A 16262-nucleotide genomic window follows, 5' to 3' on the forward strand; every position below is an offset into this window, starting at 1 on the left:
TGCTATTTGTCCTTTCCATTGCAAATAAAAAATTCGGTTTTGAATAACCGTCGGTTTTGTCCAAACTCCGATAGCAACATTTTGGCTAAAGCTCAACATCATTAGGATTTTCAAAAAAAAAACTCACGCAGATTTTAGCGGATTGTAATAAAAAAATCCGCAGAATCCGCAGAATCTGCCTGAAAAATAACTTAACTTAATGACATTTGACTAAAACTTACAGCAATACCTTTTTAAATCTGTTGGTTAAAACCAAGGACTATTTAAAAATAACCTATCAAATAATTTAAAAAACTATATTACCTAAATGCACTACAGGTTTCTTTAATTTTTTTTCCAATTGCCATGTAAAGTAAATAGTGAAAACAAACAAGCGATTGAGAAAAGAATTACTTCTATTCAACAATCGCTTATCACTCTAATTTTCAAAATGTCTTGTATAAACCTTATATCAAATAAATCACAAACATCAATATACAGTCCTGGTTCAAATTAGAGTTCCCTTTTACCTTTTACAGGTATTTAGATTATAATTACGTTTCTAAAAATAACATCCAAATAACTGCTTTTAAATTAAATGTGTACTAATTCCAGCTCATCACTGCCCAAGTAGATCCATCGGCTATTACGGTTACTGCTTTAGGATAGTTCAATGTTGTAAAAGTACCACCATCATATGTAACTGCGGCACTAAATGTTAAAGTTGTTCCTTGATCACTTTTCTTAATTGTTAACTTTTTACCTTGATTAGTAGTCGTAACAGCAGGTAATGTCAAGGTCATATTTCCGGTACACACCACTAATTCATCTGTACTGACAACGGTGTAATTGGCAGTTACTTTTCTCAACGCGGTAAGAAGATTTGCTTTTTTATCTAACTCTACTTTAAGACCTGCCGGATGAACCGCCTTTGTCGTTTCTGTTCCTGTTGTCGTTTCTGCCGCATTAGCCAATTGAACTTTACCTGCTTTCGATTCTGTTGAAGCAACAACACTAGGAGAATCCGCTGTACCTAATAAATCACCCGCTAATTGAATCTTTCCTTTTACTAAAGTTGTTGCGTCGGGTGTCGCATTACTCACTGCTGTACTTACAAAAGCTGTTGTGGCTATAGAAGTGTCATTATCAGCTGCTGCTGCTGTTTCTGCTTTAGCATCACCTGTAAATGTTGGAGCAGCTACGGGTGCTTTTTTATCTAATTCAAATTTCAATCCTGCCGGATGTACTGCTTTTGTCTTGTCTGTTCCTGTAGTAGTTTCTGCTTCTGTGGCCAACTGAACCTTACCCGCTTTCGATTCTGTTGAAACAACAACACTAGGAGAATCCGCTGTACCTAATAAATCACCCGCTAATTGAATCTTTCCTTTTACTAAAGTTGTTGCGTCGGGTGTCGCATTACTCACTGCTGTACTTACAAAAGCTGTTGTGGCTATAGAAGTATCATTATCAGCTGCTTCTGCTGTCACTGCTTTTGCGTCTCCTGTAAATGTTGGGTCCGCTATAGGTGCTTTTTTATCTAATTCGACTTTCAATCCTGCCGGATGAACAGCTCTTGTCTTTAATGTCCCTGCAGTAGTTTCTGCTTCTGTGGCAAACTGAGCTAACCCCTTTACTGTTTCTGATGCACTAGCGACCTTAAATTCTGGGACACTCCAAGCGAGACTACCACTTGCATCTACTGACACTAAAATCATACCTGCTTCAGGGGCAGTACCATCTTTACTTTTGGCAATGGCCAATTTGGTCACTGTGGTTATACCTGTTACTTCATCAATAGAGAGGGCGTCAGAAGTATTCGGGCTCCAAATACCGAATTTTCCATTCTGTTTATATAAACTAAACGCATTTGTATTCGTAGCCAACCTATCTTTAATATTCATTTGATTATTGACTGTAATCACGTTTGCATTAGTAATATCTTTAGCTCCCATATTCAAATTTCCAGTCATAGTGCCTCCCAAAAGATTTAGTTTTTTATCTAATTCTACTTTTAATCCTGCCGGATGTACTGCTTTTGTCTTGTCTGTTCCTGTAGTAGTTTCTACTTCTGTGGCCAACTGAACTTTACCCGCTTTCGATTCTGTTGAAGCAACAACACTAGGCGAAGCCGCTGTACCCAATAAATCACCCGCTAATTGAATCTTTCCTTTTACTAAAGTTGTTGCGTCGGGTGTAGCATTACTCACCGCTTTATCTACAAAAGCAGTTGTGGCTATAGAAGTGTCATTATCACCATCTGCAGCTGTCTCTGCTTTAGCATCACCTGTAAATGTTGGGTCTGCTATAGGTGCTTTTTTATTTAATTCAACTTTCAAACCTTTTGGGTGTACTGCTTTTGAATCTAATGTTCCCGCAGTGGTTTCTGCTTCATTAGCCAACTGAACTTTACCCGCTTTCAATTCTGTTGAAGCAACAACAGTAGGGGAAGCCGCTGTACCGGATAAATCACCCGCTAATTGAATTTTTCCCTTTACTGCATCTGTTGCATCGGGTGTCGCATTACTCACTGCTGTACTTACAAAAGCTGTTGTGGCTATAGAAGTGTCATTATCAGCTGCTGCTGCTGTTTCTGCTTTAGCATCACCTGTAAATGTTGGGGCAGCTATGGGTGCTTTTAGATCTAATGCTTCTTTCAAACCTTTTGGATGAACTGCTCTTGTAGCTAATGTTCCAGCTTTAGTTTCTGCAGCCGTAGCCAATTGAACTTTACCCATTACTGTTTCTGTTGCATCAGCGACATTAGCTGTTGCGGATTTCCAAACGATATTACCATTTGCATCTGCTGCAGTTGCAACCTGACCTGTTAATGGGGCACCACCATCTGTACCTTTGCCAATGGCTAATGAGGTTAATGTGGTTTTACCTGTTGTATCATCAATAGAAAAAGCATCACCGACGGTTTGACTCCAAATATTCAATTTCCCATTATTTTTATAAAAATAAAAAATATTGGTATTAGTCAAAGTTCTATCTTTCATCCCGATCTGATTATTTGCTGTAATCTGGTTTGCATTAGTAATATCTTGATTTCCCATATTCAAATCTCCAGTCATAGTACCTCCCGAAAGATCTAGTTTTCCACTTACCGAAGGTGCGTCCCTCCAAACGACATCACCATCTGTATTCTTTGCAGTTGCAATCTGGCCTGCTACTGGGCGATTACCATTATCTGCATTAGTTGAAATGGCTATTCTGGTTAATGTGGTTATACCAGTAGTAGCGTTTATAGAAAAATTATTTTCTTTACTTTGTTGATTGTAAATCTTAAAATTATTTGAATTATAGCTTAAGCTAAAAAAACCTCTAGGAAGGGATTCTGAAGGATCTTCGAAGTAAAGGGTACCTACATTATTAATATTTTTTAATCCCATACTCAAATCTCCGGTCATAGTCCCTCCCAAAAGATTTAGTTTTTTATCTAATTCTACTTTCAAACCTTTTGGGTGTACTGCTTTTGAAGCTAATGTTCCCGCAGTGGTTTCTGCTTCGTTAGCCAACTGAACTTTACCCGCTTTTGATTCTGTTGAAGCAACAACACTAGGAGAATCCGCTGAACCTAATAAATCACCTGCTAATTGAATCTTTCCTTTTACTGAAGTTGTTGCATCGGGTGTTGCATTACTCACTGCTGTAGTTACAAAAGCTGTTGTGGCTATAGAAGTGTCATTATCAGCAGCTGCTGCTGTCACTGCTTTTGCATCTCCTGTAAATGTTGGGGCTGCTATATTTGCCTTCGTATCGACATATTGTTTAGTTGCTGCACCTAAATTCGCAGTCGGGTCTCCTGATAGGGTTAACAATCCTGTCATAGTAGCCCCAGAAAGCGGTACATTTTCATCACTGGCCGAAGTACTATACCATTTACTTCCATCATATACTTCTAACCTTTTTGTTGTAATATTATAAATAATCAAACCAATGGCGGTCGGAACAATAGCATCTCGCTGAATCGTTGTCATTCGTGGAGCTAAAAAACCCTTTGATGTTGATTCTAATTCCAAAACAGCGCTTGGACTCAATGCAAAAGGATTATCTCCAATCTTTTGGACTACCTGACTGCTCACAGACTCCGTAGCCAAGGCAAGCAATAGTATACTTCCAACTTTAAGAATATTTTTATTCATAATAAATTATTTTTTATTGACTAAAATGATTTAGGATACTGATCTGTTTTTCCTATTAATAATCTAAAACTATTTTTATATTTCATTTGTTAGCCCAATTTAATTCGAGTTATTTTAAATTATGAGAGTACTAATTCCAACCTGCCACAGTCCAATTTGATCCATCTGAAATTAGAGTTATTACTTTAGAATAATTTATTGTTGTAAATGATTTCAGTACGCGCATATCATCAAAATAGTAAACTGCGGCACTAAAGGTTAAAGTACCCTCACCTGTTTTGCAAATTTTAAGCGTTTTGTTTTTGTTAAGTGCAACATCTGGCAATGTCATTGTCACATTTCCACCAGCATATATAACTTCATCTGCGCTGGATGTATAACTACTATTTAATGCCGTTTTAACTACGATAACGTTCGCTTTTTTATCTAATTCTACTTTCAAACCTTTTGGGTGCACTGCTTTTGAATCTAATGTTCCCGCAGTGGTTTCTGTAGCATTAGCCAATTGAACTTTACCAGCTTTCGATTCTGTTGAAGCAACAACACTAGGCGAAGCCGCTGTACCGGATAAATCACCCGCTAATTGAATTTTTCCCTTTACTACATCTGTTGCGTCGGGTGTCGCATTACTCACTGCTGTACTTACAAAAGCTGTTGTGGCTATAGAAGTGTCATTATCAGCTGCTGTTGCTGTTACTGCTTTAGCATCTCCTGTAAATGTTGGGTCTGCTATAGGTGCTTTTTTATCTAATTCTACTTTCAAACCTTTTGGGTGCACTGCTTTTGAATCTAATGTTCCCGCAGTGGTTTCTGTAGCATTAGCCAATTGAACTTTACCAGCTTTCGATTCTGTTGAAGCAACAACACTAGGCGAAGCCGCTGTACCGGATAAATCACCCGCTAATTGAATTTTTCCCTTTACTACATCTGTTGCGTCGGGTGTCGCATTACTCACTGCTGTACTTACAAAAGCTGTTGTGGCTATAGAAGTGTCATTATCAGCTGCTGCTGCTGTCACTGCTTTTGCATCTCCTGTAAATGTTGGGTCTGCTATAGGTGCTTTTTTATCTAATTCTACTTTCAAACCTTTTGGGTGCACTGCTTTTGAATCTAATGTTCCCGCAGTGGTTTCTACAGCATTAGCCAATTGAACTTTACCCGCTTTTAATTCTGTTGAAGCAACAACACTAGGCGAAGCTGCTGTACCGGATAAATCACCCGCTAATTGAATTTTTCCTTTTACTACATCTGTTGCGTCGGGTGTCGCATTACTCACTGCTGTACTTACAAAAGCTGTTGTGGCTATAGAAGTGTCATTATCAGCTGCTGCTGCTGTCACTGCTTTTGCATCTCCTGTAAATGTTGGGTCTGCTATAGGTGCTTTTTTATCTAATTCTACTTTCAAACCTTTTGGGTGCACTGCTTTTGAATCTAATGTTCCCGCAGTGGTTTCTGTAGCATTAGCCAATTGAACTTTACCAGCTTTCGATTCTGTTGAAGCAACAACACTAGGCGAAGCCGCTGTACCGGATAAATCACCCGCTAATTGAATTTTTCCCTTTACTACATCTGTTGCGTCGGGTGTCGCATTACTCACTGCTGTACTTACAAAAGCTGTTGTGGCTATAGAAGTGTCATTATCAGCTGCTGCTGCTGTCACTGCTTTTGCATCTCCTGTAAATGTTGGGTCTGCTATAGGTGCTTTTTTATCTAATTCTACTTTCAAACCTTTTGGGTGCACTGCTTTTGAATCTAATGTTCCCGCAGTGGTTTCTACAGCATTAGCCAATTGAACTTTACCCGCTTTTAATTCTGTTGAAGCAACAACACTAGGCGAAGCTGCTGTACCGGATAAATCACCCGCTAATTGAATTTTTCCTTTTACTACATCTGTTGCGTCGGGTGTCGCATTACTCACTGCTGTACTTACAAAAGCTGTTGTGGCTATAGAAGTGTCATTATCAGCTGCTGTTGCTGTTACTGCTTTAGCATCTCCTGTAAATGTTGGGTCTGCTATAGGTGCTTTCGTATCGACATATTGTTTAGTAGCTGCACCTAAATTCGCAGTCGGATCTGCTGATAAGGTCAACAATCCTGTCATGGTAGCTCCGGAAAGCGGTATATATTGACCACTGGCCGAAGTACTGTACCAAGCTGTTCCATTCCATACTTCCAACGTATTTGTTGTAATATTATAAATAATCAAACCAACGGCACGCGAAACAATAGCATCTCGCTGAATCGTTGTCATTCGTGGAGCTAAAAAACCCTTTGATGTTGATTCTAATTCCAAAACAGCGCTTGGACTCAATGTAAAAGGATTATCTCCAATCTTTTGGACTATCTGACTGCTAACAGACTCCGTAGCCAAGGCAAGTAATACTACACTTCCTATTTTTAATAAGTTTTTATTCATAATAAAATATTTTTTATTTTTTTTTCTAAAATGATTTAGGATTCTGATCGGTTAACACCTAAAAAATCAAATCATTTTTCATTTATTTTGTCAATTCAATTTGAGTCATTTAAATTATGTGAGTATTACCACTCTCCCACATTCCAAACCCCATTATTAGCCCATACAATTACTGATTTAGGATAGTTTATGGTTGTGAAAAATTGGTTAGAAGTATATTTAATTGGGGTACTAAAAGTTAAAGTTGTACCTTGATCTACTTTGTAAATCACCATTCTTTTGCCATTATTGCTCACGGGATCAGGTAATGTTATGGTTACATCTCCGACACATGATAAAAATTCATCTGTACTCACAGCTGAATAATTGGCCGTTACATCTTTCAATACGGGAAGACCCGCTTTTTTATCCAATTCTACTTTCAAACCTACGGGATGAACTGCTTTTGTATCTACTGTTCCTGCTGTAGTTTCAGCAACCGTAGCCAACTGAACTTTACCCGCTCTCGATTCTGTTGAAGCAACAACACTAGGTGAATCCGCTGTACCCGATAAGTCACCTGCAAGTTGTATTTTCCCCATAATTAAGTTCGTAGCTTCTGGAAGTAATGTTCCATCAGCCCCAGCAGGTCCCTGATCTCCTTGAATTCCTTGAATTCCTTGTAAACCAGTATCTCCTTTTTCTCCCTGAATTCCTTGTATACCTTGTAAACCAGTATCTCCTTTTTCTCCTTGAATTCCTTGTATACCCTGTAAACCGGTATCTCCTGTATCTCCTTTTATTCCGGCGATACCTTGTAAACCAGCTGCTCCTGTATCCCCTTTATCTCCCTGAATTCCTTGTATACCCTGTAAACCAGTATCTCCTTTTTCTCCCTTTAACCCATTTTGTAATGGAATCCAGTTTTTAGGATTTGATCCCGGTTCTAAAACATAAAAAATTTTGGTTGTAGTATCCAAATAAAAGTTTGTTCCTGCAGGGATACTCACTCCCGGAGTACCCGGAGCTCCAGCAGCACCTGCAAGGTCATTTGAGCGTGATAAACTATTTAGTTCATCAGAAATTACGATCCTATTCCATTTATTATTAAACCAGTAATAGTATCCTGGCATAACATCTAAAATACTTGAAGTATTAAAAACTAAAAGGCTTTCAACATTCCCATTATCAATAGTTTTAATATCTGTTGTACCAGTAAGGGAAATTCTAGGAATTAACATCCCTTTATTTACACCCTTAGCAGTTGTAACATCTAATTGAGCTGATGGATTTGGGACAAGAGTTCCAATTCCCACCTGAGCATAACTAACATAACCCCCTATTAGAAACAATGAGAAGAAACTAAGTACATCTTTTTTCATATTTAAATCAATTTATTTCTATGCAAATAAAAAAAAGTACAACTATTATTAGCCAATATGTTTTATTAGTGCGTAAATCGAATTGATATTTGATATATCTAGTTTTACTTTCAAAACATTATTGCGGGATATCCGTAATAGTAATTTTATATACCAATGTTTTATTATTTGCGTTTTGCTGTCATACAAAATATATTTAAACAGAAAAAAGAGCTAATTGTATCTGTACAGAATGCGGAGAAACATTTATTTTCCTAAAAGAAACAGCTTACTTATTCTTTTACTATCTGCAAGCCAACAACTTGAAAGAATCACAAAAGTATTGAGTATTATTTAGCGAAGTAGGAAACAACAAATAGTATGTTATCTTAAATAAAAAAAAATCCAACTTTACAGTTAAATCTTTATTTCTATAAAACAATACTATTTCAACAAAAAGAAGTCCATTAGGGTGAGAGGATATGGAGAAATATAAAAACAAAAAGAGTGAAAATTTTAAAATTTTCACTCTTTTTGTTCTTCTGTAATAACTTTAGAGCGCATTAACGTCAAACTATTACTGGCAAAAAACTAAAAACCGAACCTCATTATTGATCAATTAATTTATAGCTTCTTCTAAATTTAGGCTACGATTTTTTATCTCTGCAGACTAGTGATGCCCCAAACATACGTGCAAGATAAAAAAGCGTTTAAGAGAATACAATTAATTCAAGCTGCTGGTTCATTATTCTTTTTCAATCTGTTACTATTTGAATAGTCTCCTGCTTTTGCTCAATGGCATGAAGTTATGCTATTTTTCACGCAGATGCTGCGGATTTTTTTTATTTCAATCCACTAAAATCTGTGTGAGACTTTTTTAGAAAATCCTATAAGTTGTTTCATTTCACAGATAAGAGAAATAGCAACTTGAATTAATTATTTTAGCACAACAACAGTTTGGAATCAAATTAAAATAAAGAAATGTTTTTTACAGAAGTTCCCATCTGTATGAACCGGTTTTTGATTAATCGTATCAAAACCAACTTCTTTAATGGCTCCTGAATATTTCAATTTTGCATCAACTAAATCAAAAGATGTTCTTTAGATTGCAGCAATTAAACACTTCATTTCTTAAACAAAGATCTCTTTCTTACAGATACCGGTACTTCATCGCCATTACTCATCACTACATGGGCTAATTTCTTCGATATTATTTTATTTTTGGCCACTAAGTGTGAATTGTGAACTCTTATAAAGTCATATTCACTCAATAGATCTTCATAATACTTCATGTTTTTTGACACCAAAATTATTTTATTTTTCAAAATAAACTTGGTATAAGCTGTATCCGCTTCCAGTCTGATAATATCTTCAATATCAACATAAAAAGTTTCAGACAAAACATTAAGAGTCAGACGAGGGACTTCCTTTTTTCTGTTGCTTAAAAAATACTCAATCTGAGCCCGATTGTTAATTCTCTCTTTTGCTTTTACTATTGCTTTTGCAAGATCATCAGGATCAACCGGTTTAAGAATATAATCAATCGCACTAAACTTAAAAGCTTTTACTGCATGATTATTATAAGCGGTAATAAAAATGATTGAAAAATTTATTTGCGGGATTTTTGATAACAACTCAAAACAATCTCCATCAGCCAACTGAATATCCAGAAAAACAATATCTACACTCGTATCTTTCAAGAAAACAAGACTTTCGAATATACTGGAAATCTTAGCACAAATCTTAAACTCTGGCTCTAAAATAAATAACATCTTTTCAAGGGCTGAAGCCGCAGCTACCTCATCTTCAATAATTAATACTTTATACATATTTTATTGTGTATTTAAATTCAATTTTAGTTCCTTCAAAATCCGGTCTGGACACAACCGTAAAACTTTTCAAATCTTGGCTATTGTGCAGAAAGAGCCTGGCTCTAAAAACTTCTGTGGAATGTAACTTATCGTCTTCAACCACCTTATAGCCAACCCCGTTATCCGAAATACAAAAACCAATTCTTTTCTCAGAAATATTAAATATCTTTATCTTTAGAATCCCTAATTCTTCAATTCCTTTAAAACCAATTTCTATAGCATTTTCTACAAAAGGTTGCAACATTAAAGGCGGAACTAAAATAGTCTCAATCTCGACATTTTCATATTCTATAAAACAATCAAAACTTTCCCCAAACCTCATTTTTTGGACTGATATATAATTTTTTAACGCCCCCAAATCTTCCTCTAACGTAATATATTCTTTTTGCGTAAAATCAAAGTTCTGTCTTATGAGCTTTGCAAATTTTGCTACGTGGGAAGCTGATACTAATATATCAGAATCCATCATTGAGTTCTGAATCGCAACAAGGGCATTAAATATAAAGTGAGGATTCATCTGTGATCTCAATACTTTCTGCTCCAACTGCAGCGCAGTTTGTTGTTGTCTTACAATATTTTTACGATAAAAGCCGTACAAGATAAGCCCTATCAGCAACATGATTACAAATACTATAATACGTTCACTCTGGAATACCTCTTGTTCTAGCTGGTTCTTGTCATTCAATAACTTAATATCTTCACTCTGATGTTTAATCCTCGCTTGCTCCGTAGTCCTGTCCACCAGATCTTTTTTTTCTAAAAATCGCACACTTTTAAACTCTTTTAATTCTAGTTTTTGATAATATAAGGCACTATCCAGCATCATTTTCTTTTCGTAACATTCAGAAAGAATTCTATACAAGCTTTCTTGATCGTTTAAAAAATAACTATTACTTGAATAGTAACCTAAAGACTTTTTACCATAATATAGAGCACTGTCTATCATTGTTTTTCTTTCAAAAACTAATGCCATTCTTTTATTTATACTGGCCTCGAGACTATTCAAATCGGTATACGGAACATACCCCTTTGAGACATACTTTAATGACGTCTTTAAGCAAAAATAAGCACTATCATAATTTTTCAAATCAATATATACAGAAGCCATGTTATTATAAGTTAAACTGTGCAGATTAAAATTTTTATTCAACTTATCGTTTTTAATAGATAACCTAAAATATTTCAGCGCTTCTATAGGTATTCTCTGTTTTCTTAATATAATTCCATATTGATTGAAGATTCTTGACAAATTGATTTTATAGTTGATTTTTTTAGAATGCTCAATAGTTTTCTTTAAAAACACTTTTGCTTTTTCAAAAGATTCTAAACTGTTATAGTATCTTACTGTCTGAAAATAACTATCAGACAGTACTGTCGAATAGGGGGCGTGCTCTTCAAGTTGAAGATTATTTTGAAGGATAATTTCCAACGCTTTTACAATTTTATCATGATCAAAATAATATTCAGCATTAATAATATTAACAATACCCTTTTCCGGATAACATTTCCCATTGTCACAAATGGCTAGCGCTTTTCTCATTTCCATTTCGGCCAAAACATCTAAGTTTCTTGATGCCATAAACTCAGCCGATTTTGCGTAAATAACTTGCGATATCTTTGGGAAATCTTTGTTTTTATCTTTAAGTATATCTAACTGATTTTTACACCATGAATATCGGTTGGTTTGGTTTCTATAAATTACACTATCTATTGCATCAAAATCCAAATCCGACTGACTATATGTTTTAGGCGCTAAAAATAGAGTTATAAAAAAAAGAAGAAAAACTAATCTATTTCCAATCATCATTTTAAATATTATAATTTTGATAAAAAATACCTCTTAAAGATATTACTTTATTTACTAGTAAGTTGCTTGTAACTAGAATTTTATTAAACAGACCGTACTACAATTTCAATTCTCTTCTTCAACTTATGCTTCTTCTCACTACAAAAGACCTCATGTCTACAATTTGCAACATTAAAAATACTTGAGTTGCTAAATTTTCCTGTATATCTGGAAATAGCCTCTATCTACAAGTTTTATATATCTCAGCAGTATCAATAAACCCATCCGTTTTTATACAATTTAAGCTTAACCTACAAAAACTAAAAGAAACGGGGTTCAAGGTTTTTGGAGCTTCCACTCTTGAAAATTTTAAATCCAACAAATAACTCATGCGATCCTGAATTATAATTCGTCAACTTAGTTACTTCAGTATCATAAGAATATCCAATAAAAAGATTGTTTGTTACCTGAAATCCGCAGAGTGCACTAAAAGAAGATCCGACTCGGTATGAAATCCCGGCATTAAATTTCTCTGCATAAAGAAAATTAGCTGAAACGTCTGCTTGCAAGGGAGCTCCTTCAATATTTTTAATCATAAAAGTAGGTTTAAATTTCAGATTATAGTCCAGATCAAAAACATACCCACCAATAAGATAGGTTTGAAACTTTCTATGGACAACGGAATAATTTTCTTCATTATATCGTTTCGTCATAATCATCTGCGGCACTGAGAGCCCTACATAAAATCTGCTTGAATAGGCATAAACACCGGCACCCACATTAGGTGAAAGTTGATTTTCTACATTACTGGCAAAAACCGGATCTAAGTCGTTATAAATTTTCAGCTTTGTAAAATCAATATTTAATACATTTAAAGAAGTTTTAATACCAAAAGCAAGTTTAAAATTATCAATATCCAAACCATACGATAAATCTAATGCCAGGTTATTTTCCTGCATTGGTCCAATATTATCATTGATTAAGGAAACCCCTACTCCCATTTTTTTGTACATGGGTGCATTCATCGATATCGATGCTGTTTTCGGCGCTCCGTCCAAACCTATCCATTGTGAACGATAGCTTCCTGTAATATTTGTACAATTATCACTTCCTGCATACGCTGGATTGAAATATGTGGTAGTGTACATATATTGCGAATACTGGGGATCCATCTGCCCTACCATACTAAAATTAATACTTAGTAAAAAAAGTAGTAGAAAAAAGACATTTTTTCCTGTTGTATTTTTTTTCATAAATTCTCTGTGCGATACTATTAATATCTTACGAAGAAAATTCAAAAAAACACACTCGATCACTACAAGTTAATAATCGATATGTTCTAACTTATAATTGTGCTAATAATCAAACGGAGTGTAATTAAAATAGCCTAATTTGCTCTTTAATTGACAAAGGCAATTGCAAAATGAAAATTATAAATTTATGATTCAATCTTTTAATTCTATCTAACTCCTTTTAAGTTACTGGCAAAGAGGGGCTTTTTTTTTGCCACGAATTACACTAATTTCCGTGAATTATTTTTTGCCACAGATTAGGAGGATTTGCACAGATTATTTAATTCTTTTTAAAATTACTAACAAAGAGAGGTCTTTTTTTTGCCACGAATTTCGCAAATTGCCGCTAATTATTTTTTGCCACAGATTAAGAGGATTTGCACGGATTATTTGATTCTTTTTAAAATTACTAACAAAGGGGGGGCTTTTTTTGCCACGAATTACACTAATTTCCGCGAATTGTTTCTATGCTGTTGGGGATTAAACCATCCTAAGCCTTCAATCTTCAGCAATGTTTCTCCGTCAATAATTTTAAAACTTGATTCGTGTAATTCGTGACAAAATGATGAAAAACAAGAAATACAAACGACTTACTCATCACTAACTCTTTTTTAAAAATTACGGATAAACATTAAATTTATATTTCCGGCTTTTTGGATTATTTTCCTTTTTTGCTTTCACGTAGATTCAGTAGATTTTCTCCTTGCTTCCTTCTAGAATCTTTCACCCGAAGGATAGCGAACATGTGAAGCAAATCTACGTGCTGTTCTCTTTGATATTTTACTGTTTTAACATTGCGCACAACTTAGCAACTCTTTGTAGGGTTCAAAATGAACTTTCCTGCAATCTGTGCTAGAATAAAAAATAGCCACGGATTTTTAAGATTAAAAAGGGTTTTCTTTTTTCTCTTTAAATGTAAAGCTATTTGTTATTCTTTTTTTACTACTCCACAACTTTTAGATTTGATCTTTTAACTAATAAAACTACATCTTAAAAGTGATGCCAAATTAATTCAGTACTAAACGCTAAAATCGTGGATCAAGACATATTGTTGTGGAGGAGCAAATATCTTGTAGTTCTGTAATTTCGAATCAAGTTAAAAAGTTGTGAAATAATTTTTAGAAATTTCTTTTGTTAGAAGTAGCAGATCATATACTTTTTGGCCAGAGCTTTTTAAGTTACTAATTTTCTAACTTCCCGCTTTGACGATCTCGCAAAGACGCCAAGCCGCTAAGTTTTTTTCTGTTTTTTCATTCAAACTTTGCGATTTTGCGACTCTGCAAGATTTTTACTTCCCCACAACTTTAGGACTTGATCCAAAATCTTATGCTAACAAGCTTTTAGTACTGAATAAGATACTATTAGAAAAAACAAAAGACCAAATCCAAAAGTTGTTGGGAAGCAACTTTTAGACTTGATCTGTTTTTTCATTTACTATATCATCATATGTAAATGAAATTCAATGATTTTATATGTATAAAAAATAGTACACTTACTCACTAAGATACAAATACCCTGATTTTGTATTTAATTTTTTATCAGCTCCGGTTCCGTATTCAATGGTATAGAAATAAGTGCCCGCCGGAAGCTTACCTGTTCCGACTTTTATTCCTTTACCAGCCATGAATCCATCGAAAACATTTCCTGTAGAATCATAATTGTTTGTTTTAAAAACTCTGGCTCCCCATCTATTATAAATCTCAACGGTATTATTAGGATAGTTTTCAATATTTTCAATTTTGAAATAATCATTTACTCCATCATTATTAGGTGAAACGGCATTATATGTCTTTAAATCTGATCCTGCCCCTGCCGTATCCTCCCTTTTTATCTTTGCTAAAGTAAAGATTCCTTTAGCATCGTTTTTAGTGACAGCTGTCACGACCTTACTCTGAAGATCGGAAACACTGTTAATGACTATCCATTTTTTGCTTTCCGGATTCCATTTTACAATTCCAATTTTTTTAGGATCTGAAATTATTTCGGACTGCGACATATCTTCAGACCAACTTAGTGAAATAAAAATATCAGCCTTATCGTTCTTATCTTTATCAATAACCCAATATTCATTATTCGCAATTAATTCTACCACATCTTCTTTTGCGGAATGTGGGTACAATGCATCTGAATTCAAATTATAATATATTACATTTAAAATATTTACATCATCCAGACCTGATATAATATAACGCCTGTAACTTTTATTAGTTCCAATTGGAAATGTAAAATCCGATTTACCCATCTTATATACATCTCCATCAACAAAACTTAAATCTGAAGCTAAGCTATTGACCGCATCAAGACCAAAAGTTATAGCCCCTCCAAAATCTCTATTGTTCAAAATCCCTTTTTCAAACAGAGCCATTCCATCTATAGAAACATTACCACTTAGATTAAAACTGGCATTTGAACGATTAGTATTCAAAAATTGAACATTTTTAAATTGAGATTCCACAGTCCCTTCGATATTTTGTATTTCTGAACCCGTAAATCTGGTGTAACCGTTTTGTTTGTCATTGAAAGACACTACGCCATTATTACGAAAATTTTGTTTAAAAGAAACATCGCCATCATTCTGAAAACGCCCATTTACAGAATTGATAAAATCTCCATATACAGAAACTACAGTATTGTCTTTTATTGAGACAATCCCATTATTTAAGACCTCATTATTTTGACCAAAACAAATCACAACTTGTAAAAAGAAAGCAGTTAGATATAATTTCATATTATTACTAAATTTATTTATTTCAATTCCCCATAAATGGTCTTTTTGCAATCTTAAATCCTCTTTTTTCATATTAAATATCTAATTTCAAAGCAAATAAACCACCAAACGGACAATCAAACAAAAGGAATTAATAATCAAAACGATTCGTTTTATAATCGTGAAAATTTTAAGTAAGCAAAATTAATTCGAATGAAAACAAGATTAACTTTAAATCAAAAAACAAGGTAGAACAAATACTATTCATAAGCTCCGCCACCTAGTGATTGGTCAGGAATCTGCCCACAAATGACATCCCCAAACATCATAAAACAGACAGATAACCTGAAACAATATTTAAAAGAATAAAAATTGAAATTCACCATCTTGTTCTAATGAAACAAAAACATCGTTTAATTTTAATCCATCCAAAACACAAACTTTTCATCGGCTTCATTATGGCGATCCGGTCTAATTCCATTATTCCATAAAAGATATTTATCTTACCTTTTAACGAAATCCGTGCAAACCTACAATAGCATAAACTAAAACCTTTTAATTAATCAACACCTGATCGATTGCAATTTATATTTGAAATAAAACCTTTTAAAATACTACATTTTATTCGAGCAAAATTGCATACGACATACTGCTATCTCTTAAAATTACAGAAACAATTTTTCAGAAAACTTTGCCACTAAATTCGTTGGGCATTCTTATTTTTTT

At 34.4% G+C, this 16262-nt stretch carries 7 protein-coding genes; all 7 read right to left on the reverse strand.

Going from position 1 to position 16262, the window contains the following annotated elements:
* Positions 1–584 precede the first annotated feature (584 nt).
* The gene (locus tag LNP23_RS17780; RefSeq protein WP_230002235.1) at positions 585–4124 is read right to left on the reverse strand and encodes a hypothetical protein; all 3540 of its coding nucleotides are present in this window, start codon (positions 4122–4124) and stop codon (positions 585–587) included.
* Positions 4125–4254: 130 nt separating this feature from the next.
* Positions 4255–6540 (reverse strand): hypothetical protein, encoded by a 2286-nt coding sequence (locus LNP23_RS17785; RefSeq protein WP_230002236.1) that lies wholly within the window; start codon positions 6538–6540, stop codon positions 4255–4257.
* Positions 6541–6665: 125 nt separating this feature from the next.
* Positions 6666–7901, reverse strand: coding sequence for a hypothetical protein (locus LNP23_RS22890; protein ID WP_230002237.1), 1236 nt, complete (start codon positions 7899–7901; stop codon positions 6666–6668).
* 1103 nt (positions 7902–9004) lie between these two features.
* Positions 9005–9709 carry a LytR/AlgR family response regulator transcription factor gene (locus tag LNP23_RS17795; protein ID WP_230002238.1) on the reverse strand — a complete coding sequence of 235 codons (705 nt, stop codon included), beginning with the start codon at positions 9707–9709 and terminating at the stop codon, positions 9005–9007.
* Positions 9702–11558 (reverse strand): histidine kinase, encoded by a 1857-nt coding sequence (locus LNP23_RS17800; protein WP_230002239.1) that lies wholly within the window; start codon positions 11556–11558, stop codon positions 9702–9704. The genes LNP23_RS17795 and LNP23_RS17800 overlap by 8 nt, the downstream gene beginning before the upstream one ends.
* Before the next feature lie 299 nt (positions 11559–11857).
* Positions 11858–12790: a PorP/SprF family type IX secretion system membrane protein gene (locus tag LNP23_RS17805; RefSeq protein WP_230002240.1), complete on the reverse strand. Its 933-nt coding sequence runs from the start codon at positions 12788–12790 to the stop codon at positions 11858–11860.
* A gap of 1531 nt (positions 12791–14321) precedes the next feature.
* Positions 14322–15629 carry a T9SS type B sorting domain-containing protein gene (locus LNP23_RS17810; protein ID WP_230002241.1) on the reverse strand — a complete coding sequence of 436 codons (1308 nt, stop codon included), beginning with the start codon at positions 15627–15629 and terminating at the stop codon, positions 14322–14324.
* Positions 15630–16262: the final 633 nt, after the last annotated feature.

The sequence above is a fragment of the Flavobacterium cupriresistens genome (assembly GCF_020911925.1).
Classification (GTDB): Bacteria; Bacteroidota; Bacteroidia; order Flavobacteriales; family Flavobacteriaceae; genus Flavobacterium; species Flavobacterium cupriresistens.